General features: G+C 47.4%; 18 protein-coding genes and 1 tRNA gene. All 19 read left to right on the top strand.

What is annotated here, in order from left to right; all coding sequences use genetic code 11:
- Positions 1-3: 3 nt before the first annotated feature.
- The 19 genes from HNY42_RS12535 (at position 4) to HNY42_RS12445 (ending at position 24,257) form a co-directional block, all read left to right on the top strand.
- On the top strand, positions 4-510 hold the full coding sequence (locus HNY42_RS12535; RefSeq protein ID WP_131502758.1) for a metallophosphoesterase family protein: 507 nt from the start codon (positions 4-6) through the stop codon (positions 508-510).
- Positions 511-576: 66 nt separating this feature from the next.
- A tRNA-Arg gene (locus HNY42_RS12530) sits at positions 577-650 on the top strand.
- 114 nt (positions 651-764) lie between these two features.
- Positions 765-1,277 (top strand): hypothetical protein, encoded by a 513-nt coding sequence (locus HNY42_RS12525; RefSeq protein WP_251138592.1) that lies wholly within the window; start codon positions 765-767, stop codon positions 1,275-1,277.
- Between the two features lie 21 nt (positions 1,278-1,298).
- Entirely contained in the window at positions 1,299-2,321 is a 1,023-nt protein-coding gene (locus HNY42_RS12520) for a hypothetical protein (protein ID WP_188004575.1), read from the top strand.
- 108 nt (positions 2,322-2,429) lie between these two features.
- A complete protein-coding gene (gene tig / locus HNY42_RS12515) occupies positions 2,430-3,722 on the top strand; it encodes a trigger factor (protein WP_012371016.1) in 1,293 nt (430 codons plus the stop codon).
- 233 nt (positions 3,723-3,955) lie between these two features.
- The gene (gene clpX, locus HNY42_RS12510; RefSeq protein WP_026827787.1) at positions 3,956-5,221 is read left to right on the top strand and encodes an ATP-dependent protease ATP-binding subunit ClpX; all 1,266 of its coding nucleotides are present in this window, start codon (positions 3,956-3,958) and stop codon (positions 5,219-5,221) included.
- A gap of 71 nt (positions 5,222-5,292) precedes the next feature.
- Positions 5,293-7,602: an endopeptidase La gene (lon, locus tag HNY42_RS12505; RefSeq protein WP_131502755.1), complete on the top strand. Its 2,310-nt coding sequence runs from the start codon at positions 5,293-5,295 to the stop codon at positions 7,600-7,602.
- Position 7,603: 1 nt separating this feature from the next.
- Positions 7,604-8,185 (top strand): ribosome biogenesis GTP-binding protein YihA/YsxC, encoded by a 582-nt coding sequence (yihA, locus tag HNY42_RS12500; protein ID WP_131502754.1) that lies wholly within the window; start codon positions 7,604-7,606, stop codon positions 8,183-8,185.
- A 151-nt stretch (positions 8,186-8,336) separates the two neighbouring features.
- Positions 8,337-11,384: a hypothetical protein gene (locus tag HNY42_RS12495; RefSeq protein WP_188004574.1), complete on the top strand. Its 3,048-nt coding sequence runs from the start codon at positions 8,337-8,339 to the stop codon at positions 11,382-11,384.
- The gene (locus tag HNY42_RS12490) at positions 11,385-12,137 is read left to right on the top strand and encodes a response regulator transcription factor (RefSeq protein WP_188004573.1); all 753 of its coding nucleotides are present in this window, start codon (positions 11,385-11,387) and stop codon (positions 12,135-12,137) included.
- Positions 12,134-13,156: a HEAT repeat domain-containing protein gene (locus tag HNY42_RS12485; RefSeq protein WP_188004572.1), complete on the top strand. Its 1,023-nt coding sequence runs from the start codon at positions 12,134-12,136 to the stop codon at positions 13,154-13,156. Before HNY42_RS12490 ends, HNY42_RS12485 begins: the two co-directional genes overlap by 4 nt.
- A complete protein-coding gene (locus HNY42_RS12480) occupies positions 13,143-14,591 on the top strand; it encodes a glycosyltransferase family 2 protein (protein ID WP_131502750.1) in 1,449 nt (482 codons plus the stop codon). Before HNY42_RS12485 ends, HNY42_RS12480 begins: the two co-directional genes overlap by 14 nt.
- 25 nt (positions 14,592-14,616) lie before the next feature.
- Positions 14,617-15,765 (top strand): AI-2E family transporter, encoded by a 1,149-nt coding sequence (locus tag HNY42_RS12475; RefSeq protein ID WP_131972418.1) that lies wholly within the window; start codon positions 14,617-14,619, stop codon positions 15,763-15,765.
- A gap of 203 nt (positions 15,766-15,968) precedes the next feature.
- Positions 15,969-17,309 carry a glutamyl-tRNA reductase gene (gene hemA / locus HNY42_RS12470; RefSeq protein ID WP_026827794.1) on the top strand — a complete coding sequence of 447 codons (1,341 nt, stop codon included), beginning with the start codon at positions 15,969-15,971 and terminating at the stop codon, positions 17,307-17,309.
- Between the two features lie 82 nt (positions 17,310-17,391).
- Positions 17,392-18,318, top strand: a complete 927-nt coding sequence (gene hemC, locus HNY42_RS12465; protein ID WP_188004571.1) for a hydroxymethylbilane synthase — start codon at positions 17,392-17,394, stop codon at positions 18,316-18,318.
- The gene (locus HNY42_RS12460) at positions 18,284-18,994 is read left to right on the top strand and encodes a uroporphyrinogen-III synthase (RefSeq protein WP_255508350.1); all 711 of its coding nucleotides are present in this window, start codon (positions 18,284-18,286) and stop codon (positions 18,992-18,994) included. The genes hemC and HNY42_RS12460 overlap by 35 nt, the downstream gene beginning before the upstream one ends.
- Positions 18,991-19,980 carry a porphobilinogen synthase gene (hemB, locus tag HNY42_RS12455; RefSeq protein WP_188004570.1) on the top strand — a complete coding sequence of 330 codons (990 nt, stop codon included), beginning with the start codon at positions 18,991-18,993 and terminating at the stop codon, positions 19,978-19,980. The genes HNY42_RS12460 and hemB overlap by 4 nt, the downstream gene beginning before the upstream one ends.
- Positions 19,977-21,287: a glutamate-1-semialdehyde 2,1-aminomutase gene (hemL, locus tag HNY42_RS12450; RefSeq protein WP_188004569.1), complete on the top strand. Its 1,311-nt coding sequence runs from the start codon at positions 19,977-19,979 to the stop codon at positions 21,285-21,287. Before hemB ends, hemL begins: the two co-directional genes overlap by 4 nt.
- 327 nt (positions 21,288-21,614) lie before the next feature.
- Positions 21,615-24,257, top strand: a complete 2,643-nt coding sequence (locus HNY42_RS12445) for a valine--tRNA ligase (RefSeq protein WP_188005454.1) — start codon at positions 21,615-21,617, stop codon at positions 24,255-24,257.
- The last annotated feature ends 9 nt before the right edge of the window (positions 24,258-24,266 follow it).

Below are 24,266 nucleotides of genomic sequence, written 5' to 3'. Positions count from 1 at the left end.
TAAATGAAAGCGTTAATCGTAAGTGACAGCCATGGTCTCGATCAGGAACTATTGACGATATTCAACCGCCACCAAGAAGCAGATGTTGCCTTTCATTGCGGTGATTCCCAACTGACAAGAGATGCCGAATCGTTATACCCCTATCGTGTTGTGAAAGGGAACTGTGATTATGGGAATGATTTTCCGGACGACGTCGTTGAAGAGCTAGGACCGTTTCGTGTCTTATGTGTCCACGGTCATCGGCAGGACGTCAAGTACAGTCTTGATCAATTGGTTCACCATGCCGATCAGAAAGCGGCAGCAATCGTTTTATACGGTCATTCGCATGTCGCGAAAGCCGAACAGCGGGACGGGAAATTATTTATCAATCCGGGCTCGATTCGGATGCCACGTCATCGCCCGGAAAAGACATATGCCTTGTTGACGGTAGAAAATAATCAATTTACGGTTGATTTTTATGATTTGACAGGCGAAAGAATCAATGCCCTGTATCTCGAGGGAATGCTTTAAAAAGAGTTTTTGCGAATGTGATTGACACGAAAGAATTGTTTTAGTATAGTTTATTCGTGTTGACACGTCTCAATAGCTCAGCTGGATAGAGCAACGCCCTTCTAAGGCGTCGGTCGGGGGTTCGAATCCCTCTTGGGACACTATAATTAAAATAGAGGCTTCCCTTATGAGGGAGGTCTCTTTTTTTTATCCCTTTTTTCGGGTATACTTAAGGTATCATGAACTTGAAAGGGATGATAAGGATGTTAAAGAGAATGAGTGGAATCCTCGTCTTGACAGTGGCTTTAGCCGGCTGTAGCGAGGTTACGGATACAGTGGATAATGCAAAACAGCAAGTGACAGACGTAAAGAATAGTGTCGATTATGCAGGACAATTGCAAGACATTGCCAAGGATACGTCGCAAGTGACATCTGAGTTATCGACAAAGCTCGATCAAGCAGCGACGGAAGCACGTGATGCGGCGAATCCGGAACAAGCCCTGGATCAGCAAATCGAACAATTAAAAAATGATGGAACGGTCCAACAGTTGAACGAAGAATTGAACCAGATTGATGAACGGCTTGCAAACTTAGACAGTCCGCCAGCAGAACTGAAGAACTTAAGTGAAAAACTTGAGCAGTACGTGAATCAATCGGAAGACATCACACGGTTATTGGAAACGGATGTTTCCTTGGATACACTTAACAAAATGGGAATCGAACAGGCGGGGCAATTACAAGAGGCTATCTCGAACTGGACGTCTTTGCTTGATCCGTTCACAAAGTAAGACAGATATGAAAAAGGTGGGATGACTGTGAATCAGTCGCAATCACGTTGGATGGAACAACCCTTGGAAGACGAACGCAAGCGGCTTGCCAGATTGAGCCAAGACGAGTTGGCAGCTGAGCTCGTGCAATTGGAGGACTGGAAAACAGAAGAAGACGTTCTCTATGTACTCTACACGATTCAGGAAGCTTTTTTGACAACTGAACATGGTGTGGAAGCTTATTTACAAGTGGCAGATCCTTTTCTGGATGTAGACGGTGTCGAACAACTCATCGCGCTGTTCATGTATGAAAAGGGAGAGCGGTATTCGTTTAACGTGGCCTTACGAACTGCCTCTCCCTATCTTCCTTATGGTCTTGCATTAAAATTAGACGAAATGGCCCAATCGCTTTCGCGTAAGAAGGGGAATGCGCGACAAACGGATGATTCCTCCTATGTGAAGATCCGTGAAACATCACCTATGCACGCAGATGAAGGTGAGTGGGTCGAGCTTTACCGGCTCGGGACGATGGAGGAACAGTTTCGTTCGATCGGACAAATCGATTTAAGAACGAATCCTTCTTTCGTCCACTATATCGTTCATGACTACCTCACGGGAGAAGATGTCAAAGAACAGAGTGTTCTCGTCATTCAGGCGTTACTTCCACAACTGCCTCAGAATGTGGATCTATTTCCGGTGCAGATATACATTCCGTCCATCCGGGTAGAGCATGTCTTTGAAGATCCGGATCAACTCAACAGACATGTGGCGAGACAGGCGATGGAACTACAGGCTTTTAGTGATGAGACGTTTAAGTTAAAACGAATGGATCCGTTCAAGGCACTGTTGTTCATGAATTGGTATCAAATCGTCTTTCCAAATGAAACACTGAAGGGGGGCGACGGCTGGCAGAAGTGGTTGGATGCGGTCGATGAATTGACTGAACTCGATTTCATTTCGGAATCACCACCATCCGACTTGAGTGAACAAGCTGAAAAGATTTATCAGGCTGTTCATTTCGTGTTACCGGAAGGGAAACAGTATGAGCAGGCATTACTTCTCTAATTCAAGAGAATGCCTTGTTCAACAGTGGTAATCCTCAGAACGATTGTGCTATAATGTGACTTGTTGTACACACACGTACGCTAATTGACATTTTTGGAGGGACTCAGCATGACTGCAAAATGGGAAAAACAATCAGGTAGCCTCGGCGTTCTCACGTATGAAGCGCCTGCTGAAGCATTTGATAAAGCGGTAGACCAAGCGTTCAAAAAAGTCGTTAAGACATTGAACACACCAGGTTTCCGTAAAGGAAAAATGCCACGCGCAATGTTTAACAAAATGTACGGCGAAGAAGCACTTTACCAAGATGCACTTGATATCTTATATCAAGACACAATCGAAGGTGCTGTCGTCGAATCTGGAATCGAGCCAATCGCGCTTGATAACATTGACGTTGAAACACTCGAAAAAGGAAAACCAGTTGAGTTCAAAATCACATTCGTGATTGAGCCGGACGCAACACTCGGTGAGTACAAAGGTCTTGAGTACACAGCAGTCGAAACAGACGTTACAGACGAAGATGTCGATGCTGAACTCAAAACAATGCAAGAACGCGGTGCAGAGCTCGTCGTTAAAGAAGACGGCGCGATCGAAAATGGCGATACAGTCGTATTCGACTTCGCAGGTTTCGATGGTGAAAACCAATTCGACGGCGGTACTGCAGAAAACTACTCACTCGTCATCGGGTCTGGAAACTTCATCCCAGGATTTGAAGAGCAGATGGTTGGTCTTAAATCAGGCGAGCAAAAAGATATCGACGTCACGTTCCCAGAAGAGTACCATGAAGCATCACTCGCTGGAAAACCAGTCGTATTCAAAGTAACAATCCACGAAATCAAAGCACAAGAACTTCCTGAATTGACAGATGAGTTCGCTAAAGAAATGGACGAAGAAGTTTCTTCTCTTGATGAGTTGAAAACAAAAATTCGTACACGTCTTGAAAACACACGCAAACAAGAAGCTGATGCTTCAATGCGTGATGAGTTGGTTGAAGCTGCGACTAAAAACGCAACAGTTGATCTTCCAGAAGTCATGGTTGAAAACGAAGTTGAACGTATGGTCCAAGAATTCACACAACGCATTCAGTCACAAGGAATTGACCTTAACATGTACTTCCAGTTAACTGGAACGACTGAAGAGGCGATGCGCACTGAAATGAAAGAACAAGCAGAAGAGCGCGTTAAAGCTCGTCTCGTTCTTAAACAGATCGTTGCAGATGAAAAAATCGAAGTCACTGAAGAAGAAGCGCAAGCTGAACTTCAATCGATGTCTGAACTCTACAACATTCCTGCAGATCAACTCGAAACGATGCTTGCACCACAAGGCGGATTGGATACACTTAAAGGTGATCTTCAGTTCCGTAAAGCAATCGACGTTCTCGTTGACAACGCAAAAGCAAAATAAGCAAACAACCGAACAGGATCGACTTCAAGACCAATTTCTGGTCTTGAAGTCGATTTTTTTGTACGATAGGTCAAACAAGGACAAACAAAATTATATTTTTCAAATCAAACTGTAAAACGCTCATCCAAGATTTGAAAGAGTTTCCTTGTTCATGCTACAATCATAAATAGTAAAACGTGAGAATAGATGCGAAACGGATCTATCCAAATTCCACGTTAAAGGGGTGGACCTTTATGTTTAAATTTAACGAAGAAAAAGGTCAGCTAAAATGTTCTTTCTGCGGAAAGACACAAGAACAAGTGCGCAAACTTGTTGCTGGACCTGGCGTATACATTTGCGATGAATGTATCGAACTCTGTAATGAGATCGTCGAAGAAGAGCTTGGTACAGAAGAAGAAGTCGAACTGAAGAACGTACCAAAACCGCATGAAATCCGTGCGACTTTAAATGACTATGTCATCGGACAGGAAAAAGCAAAAAAATCGTTATCTGTCGCGATGTACAATCATTATAAACGGATCAATGCTGGTGGACGTGCTGACGACGTGGAATTGTCTAAATCGAACATCGTCATGATTGGACCGACTGGTAGTGGTAAGACACTCCTCGCACAAACGATGGCCCGTATTCTGAATGTTCCGTTCGCAATCGCGGATGCAACAAGTCTGACGGAAGCCGGATATGTTGGGGAAGATGTTGAGAACATTCTCTTAAAACTCATTCAAGCTGCTGACTATGATGTCGAAAAAGCAGAAAAAGGTATCATCTACATCGATGAAATCGATAAAATTGCCCGTAAATCTGAGAATCCGTCGATTACACGTGATGTCTCAGGTGAAGGTGTACAACAAGCGCTTCTGAAAATCTTAGAAGGTACAGTTGCGAGCGTTCCGCCACAAGGTGGCCGGAAACATCCGCATCAAGAATTCATTCAAATCGATACGACGAACATCTTGTTCATCGTCGGTGGTGCCTTTGACGGAATCGATCAATCGATTAAACGTCGTCTTGGTAAAAAGGTCATCGGATTCGGAAACGATTCTGAGAACCGTAACCTGACACAAAAAGAAATCCTTGCGGCTGCTTTACCGGAAGATTTGCAGAAATTCGGATTGATTCCGGAATTCATCGGACGTTTACCTGTCATGGCGACACTTGAGCCACTTGACGAAGAAGCGCTCGTTCAAATCTTAACAAAACCGAAAAATGCACTCGTCAAACAATACAAAAAAATGCTTCAACTGGATGATGTCGAACTCGACTTCACAGATGATGCACTCGTTGAGATTGCGAAACTTGCAATTGAACGGAAAACAGGAGCACGTGGTCTTCGTTCAATCATTGAAGAAACGATGCTTGATATCATGTTTGAGATTCCATCGCGTGAAGATATTGCGAAAGTCATCATCACAGCGGAAACGTTGACTGGAAAACGCGGTCCAACGCTCGAGTTGAAAGATGGCACAATTGAACATGGTAAAGAAAAAGAAACGGCGTAACACCGTGACAAATCGGCTCGGAGGCTACTTGTACGCCTTTCCGAGTCTTTTTGTTTAGGAGGAGATTTTTGATGAAGACAAAACAATATCCATTATTGCCACTACGTGGTGTCGTCGCATACCCATTAATCGGCCTGACGATTGATGTCGGGCGTCCTGTCTCGCTAAAAGCATTACTGGCGTCGAAAGAACATGAAATTGATCTGGTCGTCGTTACGCAACGTGATCCGGAAGCAGAACCGTCTGTTGACGGCCTGCATACGATCGGTACACTTGTTCAGATTGCAAAAATGAGTGAGCTTGGAAACGATACGGTCCGCGTGCGGGTCATCGGTAAAGAACGTGTCCGGATTGATCAAGTAACGGAAACGGACGAAGGGTACCAAGCAAACATTGAACCGATTGAAAAAGCAGACATCAAAGGGGCGAAGCAGGAAGCGCTCGTCCGTCTGATCAAGGAACAGTTCGGGCAATTGGTATCACGCATCAAAGGAATCGGGACGGACGAACGACGTCGTTTTGAAACATATGAACGACTCGACTCGTTGACGGATTACATCGCGTCGAAATTGCCGATCGACATCGCGAAAAAACAGGAATTCCTCGAAGAAAACGATCCGGTTGAACGCGGGGTCATGCTGCTTGATGTCATGAAACATGAATATGAAGTCGTCGAACTGGAACGCGAAATGCGGGAACGGACGAAAAAGACGATTGAACAGTCGCAACGTGAATACTATCTTCGTGAACAACTGAAGACGATTCAACAGGAACTTGGTGGAGAAGCAGTCTCCGCTGAAAGTGACGCCGTGAAGTATAAAGAAAAACTGGCAATGCTTGATTTGTCGGAAACGGCAGTCATCAATATCGAAAAAGAGATTAATCGTCTTTCCGTCGTGCCGGCAACGAGTCCGGAACACGGTGTGATCCGAAACTATCTCGAATGGTTCTTTTCCCTTCCGTGGAACGAAGCGACCGACGACTTCCTGAATGTCGAAGCCGCATCGGACCAATTAGATGAAGATCATTACGGTCTCGAGAAAGTAAAAGAACGGATTTTGGAATACTTGGCAGTCCGCCAGTTGACAGATTCGTTACGCGGTCCGATTTTATGCCTGGCCGGTCCTCCGGGAGTAGGGAAGACCTCACTCGCCCGTTCAATTGCTACAGCGCTCGAGCGCAAATTCGTACGTGTCTCGCTTGGTGGAGTCCGTGATGAAGCCGAGATCCGAGGACACCGCCGGACCTATATCGGAGCCATGCCCGGCCGCATCATTCGCGGCTTGAAACAAGCCGGAACAAACAACCCGGTCTTCCTGCTCGATGAAATCGATAAGATGGCAAACGATTTCCGGGGCGATCCGTCTTCAGCGATGCTTGAAGTGCTGGATCCGGAACAAAACAACAGTTTTTCCGATCACTATATCGAAGAACCGTTTGATTTATCAAACGTCCTGTTCATTGCGACCGCAAATGATGTTTCAAATATTCCGGGGCCACTGCTTGACCGGATGGAACTGATTCAAATCGGCGGCTATACGGAACAGGAAAAAACAGAGATTGCCATCCGGCATTTATTGTCAAAACAATTAAAAGAGCACGGCCTGAAAAAAAGTCAACTGACGGTTAAACCGGATGCCTTACAAGAGGTCGTGCGGCGGTATACACGAGAAGCTGGTGTGCGGAGTTTAGAGCGGGTCATCGGTGCGTTATGCCGAAAAGCGGCGAAACAAATCGCGATGGGCGAAAAGAAACGGGTCACGGTCACAAAACGTAATTTACCTGACTTTTTAGGTAAACCGATTTACCGTTACGGTCAAAGTGAACTCGAAGATACGATTGGCGCGGTGACCGGTTTAGCGTATACTGCATTTGGGGGCGATACACTGACGATTGAAGTGAGTCTCGCTCCAGGTAAAGGAAAATTGCAGTTAACAGGGAAATTGGGAGACGTCATGCAGGAGTCGGCTCAAACGGCGTACAGCTTTGTTCGGGCGAATGCGGAAGCGTTTAAGATTGATCCGAATTTTTATGAGACACAAGACATCCACATTCACGTTCCGGAAGGCGCAGTCCCGAAAGACGGTCCTTCGGCAGGAATTACGATCGCGACAGCATTGATTTCCGCCTTGACGAAACGTCCGGTGCGGCGAGATGTCGGGATGACCGGAGAGATTACATTACGGGGACGGGTCTTGCCGATTGGTGGTCTGAAAGAGAAGTCACTCGCCGCTCATCGTGCGGGTCTGACGACGATTTTGATGCCGCAAGACAATACACGTGATATCGATGACATTCCTGAAACGGTCCGGGACGGCATTCGCTTCATACCGGTCGCGACAATGGATCAAGTGCTCGAACATGCATTAAAAGGAGAGTAACATGAAAATTTATAAAGCAGATTTTATTACGAGTGGTGTCAATCCGGAACATTATCCGGAACCACTCCTTCCAGAGGTGGCACTCGCCGGACGTTCGAACGTCGGAAAGTCGTCGTTCATCAACAAACTTGTTCAGCGAAAAGCACTCGCCCGCACATCATCAAAACCGGGTAAAACACAGACGTTAAACTTCTTCAATATTAATGATGAAGTCATGTTTGTCGATGTACCCGGTTATGGATATGCGAAAGTTTCAAAAACCGAGCGTGAGGCATGGGGCAAGATGATGGAAAAGTATTTCACGACACGTGAAATCTTAAAAGGGGTAGTCCTCCTCGTCGATATCCGCCATGAACCTTCAGCAGATGATGTCATCATGTATGATTTCTTGAAATACTACGATTTATCGGTCATCGTCGTAGCGACGAAACTCGATAAAATCAAGCGTGGTCAACGGGATAAACAGATTGCGGCGATTAAACGGAAATTACAGTTTGACGGGCAAGACACATTTATTCCCTTTTCTTCGGAAACCGGTGAAGGTGTCGACGCAGCATGGGAAGCCATCTACCATCACTTATAATTCAAATGAGTCGAAGCGACTGCCTAACGGTAGTCGTTTCTTTTTTTTATCCAAAATATACCTTTCAGAAATAAGCAGTTCCCATATATGCGATAGATTGTTTTCACGTTACAATAGAAAAAACAAAGGGGACGGAAAGGGACGTGTAAAGATGAAGCGATATAAATGGATCGCAGCAGTAATTCTCCTTTTGATTTTGACACCATTATTGATTTGGTTCATTCAAAAGGAACGGACATTAAACGTAATCCTGTTTGATTACACGGTAGGAAAACAACAACGGGAGCATGCAGGAACGACCTGGTTATTGAATCATTTGAAAATCACGAAGAATGAGGGAAAGAACTATACATACACGGATTACGTAAACCGTTATGACGGGACGCAAGGCGAAACGATGCTCAAACAAGCATCAAAGGCGGATGTCCTGTTGTTTACGGACACGTACGGGAAATCCTATACCGTCGATGGTAAGGAACAACATCGTGGCGGACTGACGGCTGAGGATGTGGCATTGGCAACAGATGCGATTTCAAAAGGAAAGACAGTCGTCGCAGAGTTTAATACAGCAGCCAGCCCGACACCATCCGATCGCTCCAATGCGTTTCGGCAATTGTTTGGTACGGCATGGACAGGATGGATCGGACGCTTTTTCCCGGACTTAACAAAATTACAGGGACTCGATCAGACCGTCATTGATAAATTGAAGCTTCAGGCAAAAGATAAAGCATTTAAATTATCGGGACCTGGTTATGTCTTCATCAACGACTCAACGGAAGAAGTCTTTTTCGTCAATGATGAGACGCCACTTTTATACACATGGGATAAAAACCAGGGACAGGCGAAGGATGAAGTCCGCTACAACTACTGGTTTGAAGTGTTGGAGCTTGACGGAGGCGAACAACAGGCGCATTTCTCTTGGAATCCGTCAAAGAAAACACAAGCCATGTTGCGTGAACGGCAATTGCCACTTGAATTCCCCGCATATGTCAAACAGGGAAGCGGTCATTATTTTGCAGGTGACTTCACAGATGTGGCCGATATTCCGCGCTACTATCGTTATGCCGGTCTCGAGTGGTTCCGTAAGCAATTCATTTTGGATAGTGCAGACAGCGAGACTGCATTCTTTTGGAAAGTCTATGCACCGACGATCAGTCGTATCTTGAAAGAAACGAAAGTCGTAAAACAGCAGTCGGCGCAAGTTAAACCGTTGGCACAAACGAAAGTTAACAATCAGACGGTCCGTACACGGGCACGTTCTGGTCAAGATACACTTGAAATGTATCAAGACGGAAAATGGAAACCATACTTTGTTAAAGGTGTGAATGTTGGGCTAGGACGTCCCGGCGCTTTCCCGGGAGAACACGCCATCAGCCGCAATGAATACGACCGGTGGCTGAAGCAGATGGGCGAGATGGGCGTCAATACCATCCGGATTTATACCCTCCATCCTCCCGCTTTTTATGATGCGTTAAAAGCTTACAATGAAACGGCGAAAACACCGATTTATTTAATGCAAGGCATGTGGGTCGAAGAAAAACCGTTCGAGGAATTAAAAAATGCCTTCGAACCGAAATTTTTGAAGATGACGGATACGGAAGCGAAGCGGATGGTCGACGTGGTTCACGGCAATGCTGTCGTCAAAGAAGTTGTCGGTCATGCTTCCGGAACCTATACGTCAGATGTTTCGCAATACGTCTCGGCATTTGTGTTCGGGATTGAATGGTTACCGGATGCCGTAATCGGAACAAACAAAAAGAATAAAGGACTTCGATACGACGGGAAATATGTGACGACGACAAAAGAGGCATCTCCGTTCGAGTCGTGGTTAGCCGGGCGGATGGACAGTGCGACACAGCATGAGCTCGATACCTACAAAACGACCCGGCCGATCGCAGCGACGAACTGGCCGACAACGGATCCGCTTGCGCATCCGAAGGAAGTGGAGGAAGAACAGGACTTGGTATCGATTGATTTCAACCATATCCAGGCCACAAAAGACTTTGCAGGCGGCGTCTTCGCCTCGTATCATATTTACCCATACTATCCTTCCTTCATCAAAGAAGAGTTTGGACGTAAAGGGGATACCGGATCAGAGTCGTACAGCCGTTATCTGAAGCGGATGAAAGACTATCATGATATGCCGTTACTCGTTTCCGAATTCGGCATTCCGAGTTCGCGTGGGAAAACCCATCTGGGTCCGAATGGATTTGATCAAGGTCATGTCAGTGAAGAAAATCAAGGCAAACTCGTGGCCAAGTTATATCAAGACATCGTCGAAACGAAGATGGCCGGAGGACTGGTCTTTATCTGGCAGGACGAATGGTTCAAACGAACGTGGAATACGATGGACTATGACGACGCCAACACACGTCCGCGCTGGTCAAATGTCCAAACGAGCGAGCAGCATTTCGGAATGCTCGGTTTCTTAAGAGCCGACATTACGATTGACGGCAAGATGGATGACTGGAGAGGATATGCACCGGTAGCAGAAACGGACGGTCAAGCCATTTACATGACATCGGATGAGGCCTATCTGTATGTGCGGATCGACCGGAAAAAAGTCGAACCGACGACACTCGCTTTTTCGACGAAGCCGAATGACGGCAATCTGCAAGTCGGACCGTTAAAATTGGACGAAGGAGCAGAATATCGTTTGACAATCGGCAATCAAGCACGCTTGGATGTCGATGAACGGTATGACATCTTCCGCTACCATTACGGCTTGAAAAAATCGTTTGAGATGGTCAAACCACCGTCAGATAAGCAAAATAGTGGAAACTTTAACCCAATCTACCAAATGCTCGATTACGCCAGACGGGATCCGGTCACTAAAAAAATCATCAAACCGGCCGTGAAGTGGGACACTGGTATTCTGCATGAAGGACCGCCGGAAAGTATTTTGACCGATATCTCTGACATCAAGCAAAAGCAAATCGAACTTCGGATCCCGTGGATGTTATTAAATATGCGGGACCCAAGCAAACATGAAATCATCGGAGATTTTTGGAAAGATGGGCTTGAGGCGAAGATGATCACGGAAGGGATTGAAGTGACCGGCCAGATCGGAACAACTCGGATTCCGGAATCTGACCGAGGATTCTACAATTGGTCAGAGTGGACGAATCCGCAACAACGTGAAGAATTAAAACCCGTCTATCAATCGATGCGGAAAGCATTCAAAAAGGGAGTGAAATAAATGCGTCGGGAAGACATGTGGAAACTGATTAATGCATCGATTACACCGGTCGACGAAGAAACGAGTTCTGCGCGTGTTGCGTCAGAAGAAGAAGTGGAACAATCGACTGCTGGTGTCGTCTTTATTCATACCGTCGGTTTAATGCCGGAAACGGTCAATGCTTTAATTGAACAGGGACATTGTGTTCGGACAGACATCTCTTATGCAGATGTCGTCCTCGCGAGCAAAGCTGTTGAAGAGGAACGGGTTCCGGTTCTTTACCTCAATCCGAATCAAGAGGACGTGTCCCTTTACCTGCTTGATAATGCGCGGGAAGTGATACCGGCGACCATCACCAAAGACATATTGCTCGATCGGATCAGCCGGTACAAACGGGTTCAGCGGATTGTTGACGCTGTGATCGTAACCGAAGATCCGCATTTGCAGCGTCTTTTGGAGCGGGAACTGACCAACCGTTTTGAGAATCTGTCCGTGTACGAACGGACAGAATCATTTTTGGAAGAACATGTAGCAACGCGCCCGTATCTGTTGGTCTTTTCTTCCGCGCTTCCACGTGCGGACGGTCTTGAACTGCTCTTACGTGCTAAAACAGAAAGTGTGATGCCGTTTCACGCCATCATGATTTCGATGTACAACCGTGAACGGGATCATGTCCTCGCCATCGAACGTGGCGTTGATGGTGTTATGACGTTGCCGCTTAAAATTGAAGAATTCCGTGCCTGGCTCAGAAAACTGGAGGGGATGAACGAATGAGATGGATTCTGACTTTCATCCTTATCCTCGTCATTCTTCAGGTGGCTGCTCTCATGTATCTGGTCATTCAAAAACGTAAACGCGCTAGGCAAGAGGATAACCGGCTGACATGGCAACTGCGTTTTCGGGACGACATCTACGATTATGCGACAGGTGAACAAACAGACATGCCAGATATCGTGCCGGGAAATGAAGACTTGGTTGAACTGGAGTTGTTTGCTTTGACGAATTTAACGGCAACCGAGGCGCATCAGGAAAAAATTTACCGTTATGTCGAAACGAAATTATTGTCTTATTATCAAAAACAAATCCGGCATCGTCGGATAGATCGCCGTCTAAATGCTTATGAAGCAATCGCGCAGTTCCGGTTAAGTCCGGTCGCTGACACTCTTCAGCAAAAATTGCATAAACAACTGTCAAAAGAAGAAGAAGACGTCATCATCCGGACGTTGGTCTCGATTTCTCCGAGCCTAGCCATCGAGGAAGCAAAACAGAAGAACGAGATCAGTTTTTTTGGAGCGGTACTCGCTGTCGGGCGAAGTCACGATTTATCGCCATGGATAAAAGACTTTGATCAGCTGACAGAGTCTTTTCAAATGGCGATTCTCCAACTGATTTATGACCGCGACGAGACAAAATATGCAGAGCTGGTCCGGAGCAAAACGAACGACGTCAATCCGGAAATCCGAAAACGGGCGTTGCGTGCGCTGACACGGATTGGTCTTGAAGAAGACTGGCAGCTTTATACTCCCTATCTGGAAGACGAAACGAGTTGGGTCGAGCAGATGTTAGCTTTGCGCTTTTTAGAAAATGTGACACCAAAGGATTCTGTCGACTACATCCTACCGTTTGTCGGCAGTCGTTCCTGGTGGGTACGAACGGCGGCATTTGATGCCCTGCTTGCCTGTGGTGGTCTCGAACAGTTGGCGCTTGTCGCAAAAGATCATCCTGACCGCTATGCGAAACAAAAAGCGACGGAACGGCTAGCAAAGGAGATGAAACAACATGTTGTCATCTGAAACCATTCAAAAAATCATTGATGTTTTATCATGGACTGTCCTGATTTATATGATTCTCGTCATCATTTTCTATTCCTCGTTGTATCTGATTTCGGCACAAATGGTCCGAAAACAACGATTCCGACGAAAGGAAAGTTCTTATCTTCCGTTGATGCGTTCTCTTTATACACGACCGGTCAGTATCCTTGTTCCGGCTTACAATGAAGAGTATACGATTGTCACGAGTGTTCAGGCGTTGCTTGCACTCGATTATCCGGAACATGAAGTCATTGTCATCAATGACGGATCAAGTGACGGGACAATGAGTGAACTGTTTAAGATGTACGAACTGGAAAAGGAATTGCGGTTTCCACGGATCCTGATTGGATCGCAACCGGTTAAACAGGTCTACCGTTCCCGAATCGATGCCCGTTTGATTGTCATCGATAAAGAAAACGGCGGAAAGGCGGATGCTTTGAATGCCGGAATCGACTATTCCAGTTATCCGTATTTCTGTTCACTGGACGCGGATTCAATTCTTGAGCGGGATGCGCTCTTGAAAGTCATGAAACCGATTGTTGAGTCCGATGAAGATGTCATTGCGACGTGCGGATCGATTTTCCTCGTCAACGGCTGTACAATCGAGGGCGGTGAAATTGTTGAGATTCGGACACCAAAACAACGGATCGTGTTGATGCAAATGATTGAGTACTTCCGGGCATTCCTGTTCGGTCGTCTTGGGCTAAGCCGTTTTAACATGCTCCTTATCGTTTCCGGGGCTTTTGGATTATTTCAAAAGGCAATCGTTGTTCAGGCTGGCGGGTACAAAGAAGGACTTGTCGGCGAGGACATGGAACTGGTTGTCCGGCTGCACCGGTACATGAAAGAAAATGATATCGACAAACGAATTGAGTACGTCCCGTCACCGGTCTGCTGGACTCAGGCACCGGATACGATGGAAGTCTTACGCTCACAACGGAGCCGTTGGCATCGTGGACTGGCGGAAACGTTATGGACGCATAAGCGGATGATTGGAAATCCGCGCTACGGCTTTGTCGGAAGTGTCTCGATGCTGTACTTCTTTTTGATTGAATTATTAGGTCCGATCGTCGAACTGATCGGTTATTTCATCATTCCATTAAATCTACTTGTCGGAACGCTAAATTTTGAGTTTGGCATCGTTCTGTTGACGGTGGCTCTATTGTATGGCTCATTATTATCGGCAGGGGCTGTCTTGCTTGAAGAATGGACGATGCACCGCTTTAAAAACGTCAAGGAATTGATTCGATTGTTCCTGTGGTCACTGACAGAATCGTTTTGGTACCGGCCGATCCTCGTGTTCTTTAAACTGGGCGGATTAATTCAGTTCATGACGGGACGCGGTCAATGGGGTAAAATGGAACGACAACGACTGGATGATGTCGTAACAGAAGAAGCGAAAGAAAAAACAAGTTGATTGTAAACTCGTAGGAGGACTGTTCGTGGATTTACTTCGAAACAAATGGTTTAAAGCCTTACTTTGGATTTTGACGATCTTCTTAGTCATCTGGGTCGGAACGAAAATCTCATTTTTATTCCAACCGATTAAAGTGATGTTAGCCCTGATTTTCCCACCGTTGATTATCGCCGGTATTTTTTATTACTTCACACTTGGAATTGTTGATGCACTGCAAAAGCGAGTCAAGAAGCGGGGTCTTGCTGTTTTAATCGTCCTGCTCGGATTTCTCGGTGTCATCACGATTGCCGTGGCATCCATCGGACCGATTCTGGTCGAGCAAGTCTCGGACTTCGTAACGAGCATTCCGAATCTGGTCGTCGAACTGCGGGACCAGACGCTGAACCTCCGGGATCAGCTGATGAACAATCGACTCATTTCCAACTGGGTACATGAAAATACCGATTTGTTTGATAAATGGACGAATGAAGCGACATCTTACATCGGGACGTTGTTCAAGTCGGTGTCGACCTCTGTCGGGACGATTTTCAGTGTCATTTCTTCGACCGTGCTGATCATCGTGCTTGTACCATTCATTTTGGTCTACATGTTACTCGACGGTTATAAGTTTCCGAATTCAGTCGTCAAACTTTTACCGAAAAGCTATGAAACGGAAACACGTAAAATTCTTCATGACATGCATGTGACGGTTAAACATTATGTGAATGGTCAAGTCATCGTTTCGTTATGTGTCGGTCTCATGTCGTTGATCGGATTCTTCCTCTCGGACATTCAATATGCGTTGCTGCTGGCGCTGTTCTGTACGGTCACGAATATCATTCCTTATCTCGGACCTTATATCGGTGCTGTTCCTGCAGTCATCGTCGGATTCATCGATGATCCAATCAAAGCGCTCTACGCCATCATTACGATTGTCGTTGCCCAACAGATTGAATCGAATCTGATTTCACCTTACGTCCAAGGGAAGACGTTGAAGGTCCACCCGTTGACCATCATCATCGTCTTACTCGTTGCCGGTAAAATTGGCGGCATCATCGGTGTCATCTTAGCGGTCCCGACGTATGCCGTGACCAAAGTCGTCGTTCAAAACATTGCCCGGATTTATCGTCTGCGTCAACAAAAGTTGGATGTCCAGATCGAGGAGTCACGGATCATTACCGATTCGACGAAATAAGAAATCCACAACCCTCTGCTTATGATGAAAGCAGAGGGTTTGTACTTTGTTGCTGAGAGGGATATGGTAAGAAGATAAGTTTCACAACTTCGACTCATTTTAGTTTATAAATTGATTGGAATCTTTTTTATAATGGTTATAATGTAGAGTAGAGAACGAAAGATAGATGAGAATGAAATCTTTGGACGTAAGGGGTAGAGCGCATGCATATCGTAGTTGTCGGTTTAAATAATAAGACGGCGCCTGTATCAATCCGCGAACAAGTCTCATTTGGGGAACATGAGATGAAGGGAGCGGTCGTTGCGCTACGTGACGAAAAAAGTATTTTCGAGAGCGTCATCGTTTCGACATGCAACCGGACAGAATTATATGTTGTTACGGATCAGCCGCATACAGGGCGTTATTATACAAAACGTTTTCTGGCGAACTGGTTTGGGTTGACGATGGAAGAATTAGAGCCGTATTTGTTCATTCACGAGGGATTTGACGCGATGAAGCATCTTTTCCGGGTGACGAGCGGGCTCGATTCGATGATTGTCGGCGAAACACAGATTCTCGGGCAAGTGAAGACCAGTTTCTTCACGGCACAAAAACTCGAGACGACAGGAACGGTTTTCAATAAATTGTTTAAAGAAGCGGTCACGCTTGCGAAACGCGCGCATGCTGAAACGGGAATCGGTGAAAATGCGGTGTCGGTCAGTGCAGCTGCCGTCACGCTCGCAGAACAGTTACTTGGATCGCTTGAAGATAAATCCATCGTGGTCATCGGTGCCGGAGAAACAGGCGAATTGACGACACTTAACCTGTATGAAGCGGGTGCCCGTGATATCACCGTCTTTAACCGGACGCTGGCCAAAGCCGAAGAAGTGGCGAATCGTTTCGAAGGATCCGCACATTCGATCAATGAAATGCAATGCGGTCTGCTTCGGGCTGACATCGTTATTTCTTCAACCGGAGCAAAACGGGCAATCATCAAACGTGAAGACATTGCTGCAGCACAATTGTTCCGAAGTGATCGTCCCTTCCTGTTGATTGATATCGCGGTTCCGCGTGATATCGAACCGACGGCAGGTGACTTGCCGGGTGTTCATTTATATGATGTCGATGATTTGACGTCGATCGTCCAGCAAAACATGGCAGAACGAATGAAAGAAGCAGCAAAAATCGAACGCCGGATTGAAGCTGCGATTGCCGAGTTCGAAGGGTGGATGACGACACTTGGTGTCGTTCCGATCATTACGGAACTCCGTGACCAGTCGCTTAAAATCCAGCAAGAGACAATGCAAAGCCTGGAGCGGAAGTTGCCGAACATGACAAATCGGGAAAAAACCGTGATCGGAAAACACATGAAATCCATCATCAATCAACTGTTACGCGAGCCATTATCCTATATCAAAGATGCAGCCGCAAAACCAGATGCCGATCAACGGATTGCGCAGTTCATGGATACGTTTGCATTAGACGAAGAACTGTTTGACAGTGCCGCTGAGGAAATGGTGTTACAGGAAGAAACAACAGCTGAACGGAAAGCTGTGAATCGGTGAACATAGACCGAATTGTGTTACAATAGAAAAGCATGGGGCGGACTTGTGCCGCCCCTTTATTATTGTACAGGGGGATTTCAGCATGCGAAAAATCATAGTAGGTTCACGTAGTTCAAAACTTGCGATGACACAAACAAAGTGGGTCATCGAACAATTGAAACAAGCAGGTGCACCATACGAATTCGAAATCAAGAATATCATCACGAAGGGTGACCGCATCCTTGACGTGACACTATCTAAAGTCGGCGGTAAAGGATTGTTCGTCAAAGAAATCGAACAACAGATGATTGACGAAGACATTGATTTTGCAGTGCATAGCATGAAAGATCTCCCGTCTGAGTTGCCGACAGGGCTCATCATCGGCGCGACACCTGCACGAGTCGATGCGCGTGATGCCTTGATTACGATGACAGGCGGCGGACTGGACTCGCTTCCGGAAGGCGCAATCGTTGGAACAAGCAGCTTACGCCGTGGTTCCCAATTACTCAAATTACGTCCGGATTTAAAAATCGAATCGATTCGTGGGAACATCGATACACGTCTTGAAAAGCTGAAAACAGGTCCGTTTGACGGCATTCTGCTTGCTGCTGCCGGTCTTCAGCGGATGGGCTGGTCGGATGAAATCGTTTCGGAATACATTTCAACGGATGATATGATTCCCGCAGTCGGACAAGGAATTTTGGCAATCGAATGCCGAGCGAACGATCAAGAAGTGCGCGACTTGTTGAATTTGATCCACGATCAGATGACAGAAAAAGTAGCCTTCGCCGAACGTTCTTTCTTAGCGGCAATCGAAGGAAGCTGTCATGTACCTGTCGGTGGATTTGCGACCATCAACGAAGATTTGTCGACGACACTCGTCGGATTCCTCGGTTCAGTGGACGGACAACAAATCTTGCTTGAACGGGAAACATCACTTGATCCGATGCAACTCGGTCAAACGGTTGCGACGCGTCTTCTCGATGCGGGTGGCCGTGAAATTCTCGCATCTTTACCGGATGATTTATAAACAACTGGTCTTGACGGGGAGTCGGCGGCCGACTGCAGAGCAAGTGGCGCGTTTAGCGGCACAACAGATTGAAGTCGTCCATCACCCGGTCATCGAAACGATTCCTGTCGCCTTTCAATTGCCGACAGCATTAGATTGGCTGATTGTCACGAGTCCGACCGGCGTCGAACGTATCCAGTCACAGCTTCCGTCTTTGCAGGACACAAAGATTGCCGTCGTCGGGTCGAAAACGGCGGCGGCGTTAATCCGGCAGGGACGGACACCTGATTTCATGCCATCCGCTTTTACTGGGGATGTGCTCGTCGAAGAATTACGACCGCTTCTCGAGACCGGTCAACGGATTTGTTTTGCCCGCGGGAACCGGTCACGTCAAGAACCGCTCGAACGATTAAGAAACGCCGTTGCGGCTGAAGTGTTGGAAGTCATCACGTACGAAACGAAGTTACGGGGGCTTCCGCCTGATGTGCTGCAACGTGCTACGTATATTGGATTACAAAGTCCTTCAGCTGTCGAAGCGATTGCTCCATTTTGCAAGGGGACGACCGCGACTTATGTGACGATCGGACCAATCACCGAGCAAGCCGCCCGACGATCTGGTTTGGCACCGCTTCTGGTCGCTGCTGTCTATACGCTTGACGGGCTGATTGACTGTATTTTAGAGGAGGAACTGTTATGAATACATTAGAATTCGCACGCCACCGCCGCTTACGCAATACAGCGTCATTACGCTCACTCGTCCGGGAAAATCATTTGCACAAATCCGATTTGATTTATCCGCTATTTATCGCGGAAGGGGACGACATCAAACGGGAAGTCAGCTCGATGCCGGGTGTGTTCAACTTATCACTCGATCATCTTGAAGCAGAAATCCAAGAAGTCGTTTCACTTGGTATTGAATCAGTCATCCTGTTCGGCGTACCGCACGATCATTTAAAAGATGAGCAGGGAACAGGGGCATTTCATGATCACGGGATCGTTCAAGAAGCGACACGACTCGTTAAAAAAGTTGCACCGCAACTGACGGTCATCGCAGATACGTGTTTATGTGAATACACGTCTACAGGACACTGCGGCATCGTTGCTGACGGAACCGTCGATAATGATGCATCACTTCCGTTACATGTCCAAACAGCGGTCTCACAAGCGCGTGCCGGTGCCGATATCATTGCACCGTCTTCGATGATGGACGGGTTCGTGGCAGCGATCCGCCAAGGACTGGATGAGAACGGCTTCAGCCATATCCCGGTCATGAGTTACGGCGTCAAGTATGCTTCCGCGTATTACGGACCGTTCCGTGATGCGGCAAACTCGGCTCCTGGTGAAGGCGACCGCAAAGGGTATCAAATGGATCCTGCAAACCGTCGGGAAGCGTTCCGTGAAGCAACAGCGGATGTTGATCAAGGTGCAGACTTCATGATCGTCAAACCGGCCCTTGCCTTTATGGATATCATTCGTGACGTCCGCGAACGCGTGGATCTGCCAATCGTTGCATACAACGTATCGGGTGAATATGCGATGGTCAAAGCCGCTGCATTAAACGGCTGGATTGATGAAGAACGAATCGTCATGGAGACAATGCTTGGATTTAAACGGGCCGGTGCCGATCTAATCATCACCTATTTCGCGAAAGACATTTGTCGTTACTTGGAGGGGTCAAAATGAGCTTAACGAATCAGAACTCAAAATCAAAAGCGGCGTTTGAACGCGCCTTGCCGCTCATGCCGGGTGGCGTCAACAGCCCGGTTCGTGCCTATAAATCAGTCGGAATGACACCGATTTTTGCAGAACGGGCACAAGGGTCACGGTTATATGACATCGATGGCAAAGAATACATCGACTATGTCTTGTCTTGGGGACCGATGATTCTTGGTCATGCGGATCCGATCGTGACAGCAGCGATTCAGGAACAAGCGACACGCGGTTGGAGCTACGGAACACCGACCGAAATCGAATCGGCGATGGCAGAAGTCGTCATCAGCCGTGTCCCGTCGGTTGAAGTCGTCCGGATGGTCAACTCGGGAACGGAAGCAACGATGGCTGCGCTTCGCCTCGCACGCGGCTATACCGGAAAAACAAAAATCCTGAAATTCGAAGGCTGTTACCATGGTCACGGCGATTCGCTGTTGATTAAAGCCGGATCAGGCGTGGCGACTCTCGGACTCCCGGATTCACCGGGCGTACCGGCACAAATTGCCAGCATGACATTGACGGTTCCATACAATGATATGGATGCGGTCCGGATTGCATTTGAAAAACACGGAGATGATATCGCAGGAGTCATCGTTGAACCGGCAGCCGGAAACATGGGCTTCGTTCCACCGCAACCGGGATTCCTCAAAGGACTTCGCGAAATCACGGAACAGTATGGCACACTCTTGATTTTTGATGAAGTCATGACCGGTTTCCGTGTCGGCTTCAACTGTGCGCAGGGATACTTCGGTGTCACGCCGGATATCACGTGTCTCGGTAAGGTCATCGGCGGCGGTATGCCGGTCGGTGCTTACGGTGGACGTCGCGATATCATGGAACAAATTGCGCCGCAAGGTCCGATTTACCAAGCGGGGACGTTATCAGGTAATCCGCTTGCGATGACAGCCGGTCTTGCGACATTGACGCAGCTGAAACCGGAACATTACGAAGAGTTTGACCGGAAAGCCGGTCGACTGGCGGAAGGGTATCTCGCAGCAGCAGCGAAATACAATATTCCGTTAACAACGAACCGGGCGGGCGCCATGTTCGGTGTCTTCTTCACGGATCAGCCGGTGACCAATTTCGAGCAGGCAAAATCGTCGAATCTCGACATGTTCCGTTCGTATTATCAAAAGATGGCAGCACGCGGCATCTTCTTACCACCGTCACAATTTGAAGGACTCTTCCTATCGACCGTTCATACGGACGAAGACATCGAGCAGACGATTGCAGCAGTCGAACTGACATTCAAGGAATTGCAACTCGAATTTAATCGTTAAGCAGTTCTTGACGCGCTACGGACGTCTCGGATAAAATGAAGAAAGATTAATTTGGAAAACAGCGATGACGGGAAGAGTAGTCAATCAACGGACTGTTATGAGAGAACACATCCATGGCTGAGAGATGTGACAGGACGTCCTGATGAAGGTCACCCCACGAGCTGGTCTCGTAAGCAACAGCAAGCGAGATCCGGATTGCCGCACGTTACGCGGGCTAGAGGGCACTCTGTAAAGAGTGAACTAAGGTGGTACCGCGGAAGAGCAACGGCTTCTTTCGTCCTTAGATGAGGACGAGAGAAGCCGTTTTTATTATGGATTAAAGGAGCGATTCAGATGCAGGAATTATCAATGCCAACCAAATATGATCCGCAGGCAACAGAAGAAAAATGGTACGACTTTTGGATGAAAGGGGAATACTTCAAAGCCGATCAGGATCCGGAAAAAGCGCCGTATACGATCGTCATCCCACCCCCGAACGTCACCGGGAAATTACACCTCGGTCATGCCTGGGATACAACACTTCAGGACATGCTGACACGGATGAAACGGATGCAGGGCTTCGACGTCTTGTACCTGCCGGGAATGGACCACGCCGGAATCGCGACGCAGGCAAAAGTCGAACAGAAACTCCGGGCGGAAGGCAAGTCACGTCTTGAAATGGGACGTGAGAAGTTCCTCGAACAATCATGGGCATGGAAAGAAGAGTATGCTTCAACGATCCGCGAACAATGGTCGAAACTCGGACTCGGACTCGATTATTCACGGGAACGGTTTACACTCGATGAAGGCTTGTCGGAAGCAGTTCAGGAAGTGTTCGTTAAATTGTATGAAAAAGGCTTGATCTACCGTGGTGAATACATCGTTAACTGGGATCCGGCGACGAAAACAGCCATCTCGGATATCGAAGTCATCTATAAGGACATCGAAGGAGCTTTCTATCACTTCAGTTATCCGTTGACGGACGGAAGCGGTCACGTCGAACTGGCGACGACACGTCCGGAAACGATGCTCGGCGATACGGCGATTGCCGTCAATCCGAAAGATGAGCGTTATGCGCACCTCGTCGGAAAAACGATCACGTTGCCAATCGTCGGCCAGGAAATCCCGATTGTTGCCGATGAGTACGTCGACATGGAATTTGGAACAGGTGTCGTTAAAATCACGCCGGCCCACGATCCGAACGACTTTGAAGTCGGAAACCGACATGATTTACCACGTGTCCTTGTCATGAACGAAGACGGCACGATGAATGAAAATGCCGGGAAATACGAAGGCATGGATCGTTTTGAATGCCGCAAGCAAATCGTTGAAGATCTAAAAGAATCAGGTGTCCTGATCAAGGTTGAACCGCATCTGCATTCCGTCGGTCACTCGGAACGGTCGGACGCGATCGTCGAGCCGTACTTGTCGCTCCAATGGTTCGTTAAAATGGAGCCGCTCGCTGAAAAAGCATTGAAAGAGCAGCAAGGCGAAGACAAAATCAACTTCATTCCGCAACGTTTCGAAAACACATACGTCCGCTGGATGGAAAACATCCGCGACTGGTGTGTCAGCCGTCAGCTCTGGTGGGGTCACCGGATTCCGGCCTGGTACCATAAAGAAACGGGTGAAGTCTACGTCGGCAAAGAAGCACCGTCTGACATCGAAAACTGGGAACAGGACAATGATGTGCTTGACACCTGGTTCTCTTCAGCGCTCTGGCCGTTCTCGACGATGGGTTGGCCAAATGAAGGGGCAGCTGATTATCAGAAGTACTTCCCGACGTCAACACTCGTGACGGGTTACGATATCATCGCCTTCTGGGTCTCACGGATGATCTTCCAGTCGTATGAATTCACAGGCGAACGTCCGTTCAACGATGTACTGATTCACGGTTTGATCCGCGACTCGGAAGGACGGAAAATGTCGAAGTCACTCGGTAACGGAATTGATCCGATGGATGTCATCGAGAAATACGGTGCTGATTCGCTGCGTTGGTTCTTAACGACCGGTTCAACACCAGGAAACGATTTACGTTTCTACTGGGAGAAAATCGAAGCGACGTGGAACTTCTCGAATAAATTATGGAACGCAAGCCGTTTTGCGTTGATGAACATGGACGGACTGACACATGAACAGATTGACCTGTCAGGTGAGAAATCACTGGCCGACCAATGGATCCTGACGCGTCTGAACACGACGATTGATGATGTAACACGTCTTTCGGACAAGTATGAGTTCGGTGAAGCCGGTCGTGTTCTCTATCACTTCATCTGGGAAGATTTCTGTAACTGGTACATCGAGATGGCGAAATTGCCGTTAAACGGTGAAGATGAAGCCGCTAAATTGACGACACGTTCGATTCTTGCGTATACGCTGGATCAAATCATGCGTCTGATGCATCCGTTCATGCCGTTCATCACGGAAGAGATTTGGCAACACTTGCCGCACGAAGGCGAAACGGTCACACGTGCTGCCTGGCCGACACGCAACGATTCACTGGACTTCCCAAAAGCTGTTCCGGCGTTCGAGGCGGTTCAGAACGTCATCCGTTCAGTCCGAAACATCCGTGCTGAAGTCAACGCACCGATGTCGAAACAAATCCAGTTGATGATTGCAACAAGTGACGATCAAGTCCAGCACGATTTAGAGACAAACGTCTCGTACTTGAAAAAGTTCACGAATGCCTCGGAATTGCTCGTCGAACGGAATATGCCAGCACCGGAAAAAGCGATGAGTGCCATCGTGACGGGAGCCGAATTATTCATTCCACTAGCTGATTTGATCAACATCGAAGAAGAAATCGCACGTCTGAATAAAGAACTGGTGAAATATACAAAAGAAGTCGAACGGGTCGAGAAGAAACTCAACAACCCGGGCTTCGTCGGGAAAGCTCCGGCACACGTCATTGAAGAAGAACAGGCAAAAGCACAAGACTATAAAGAGAAACGGGCGGCAGTCGAAGTCCGGATCAGCGAACTCGCAAAATAATCTTAACAG

It is taken from the genome of Exiguobacterium sp. Helios, from assembly GCF_014524545.1.
In the GTDB taxonomy this organism is placed as follows: Bacteria; Bacillota; Bacilli; order Exiguobacteriales; family Exiguobacteriaceae; genus Exiguobacterium_A.
This window is presented reverse-complemented; position numbering and strand designations above follow the sequence as displayed.

Bases quoted from the DNA above. Each gene is read 5' to 3' on its own strand.
- HNY42_RS12495 (WP_188004574.1), top strand. From the start codon at position 8,337: ATGAAGCGATATAAATGGATCGCAGCAGTAATTCTCCTTTTGATTTTG.
- lon (WP_131502755.1), top strand. From the start codon at position 5,293: ATGAAGACAAAACAATATCCATTATTGCCACTACGTGGTGTCGTCGCA.
- HNY42_RS12490 (WP_188004573.1), top strand. From the start codon at position 11,385: ATGCGTCGGGAAGACATGTGGAAACTGATTAATGCATCGATTACACCG.
- HNY42_RS12535 (WP_131502758.1), top strand. From the start codon at position 4: ATGAAAGCGTTAATCGTAAGTGACAGCCATGGTCTCGATCAGGAACTA.
- hemB (WP_188004570.1), top strand. From the start codon at position 18,991: ATGAATACATTAGAATTCGCACGCCACCGCCGCTTACGCAATACAGCG.
- HNY42_RS12525 (WP_251138592.1), top strand. From the start codon at position 765: ATGAGTGGAATCCTCGTCTTGACAGTGGCTTTAGCCGGCTGTAGCGAG.
- HNY42_RS12480 (WP_131502750.1), top strand. From the start codon at position 13,143: ATGTTGTCATCTGAAACCATTCAAAAAATCATTGATGTTTTATCATGG.
- hemC (WP_188004571.1), top strand. From the start codon at position 17,392: ATGCGAAAAATCATAGTAGGTTCACGTAGTTCAAAACTTGCGATGACA.
- hemL (WP_188004569.1), top strand. From the start codon at position 19,977: ATGAGCTTAACGAATCAGAACTCAAAATCAAAAGCGGCGTTTGAACGC.
- clpX (WP_026827787.1), top strand. From the start codon at position 3,956: ATGTTTAAATTTAACGAAGAAAAAGGTCAGCTAAAATGTTCTTTCTGC.
- hemA (WP_026827794.1), top strand. From the start codon at position 15,969: ATGCATATCGTAGTTGTCGGTTTAAATAATAAGACGGCGCCTGTATCA.
- HNY42_RS12485 (WP_188004572.1), top strand. From the start codon at position 12,134: ATGAGATGGATTCTGACTTTCATCCTTATCCTCGTCATTCTTCAGGTG.
- tig (WP_012371016.1), top strand. From the start codon at position 2,430: ATGACTGCAAAATGGGAAAAACAATCAGGTAGCCTCGGCGTTCTCACG.
- HNY42_RS12520 (WP_188004575.1), top strand. From the start codon at position 1,299: ATGACTGTGAATCAGTCGCAATCACGTTGGATGGAACAACCCTTGGAA.
- yihA (WP_131502754.1), top strand. From the start codon at position 7,604: ATGAAAATTTATAAAGCAGATTTTATTACGAGTGGTGTCAATCCGGAA.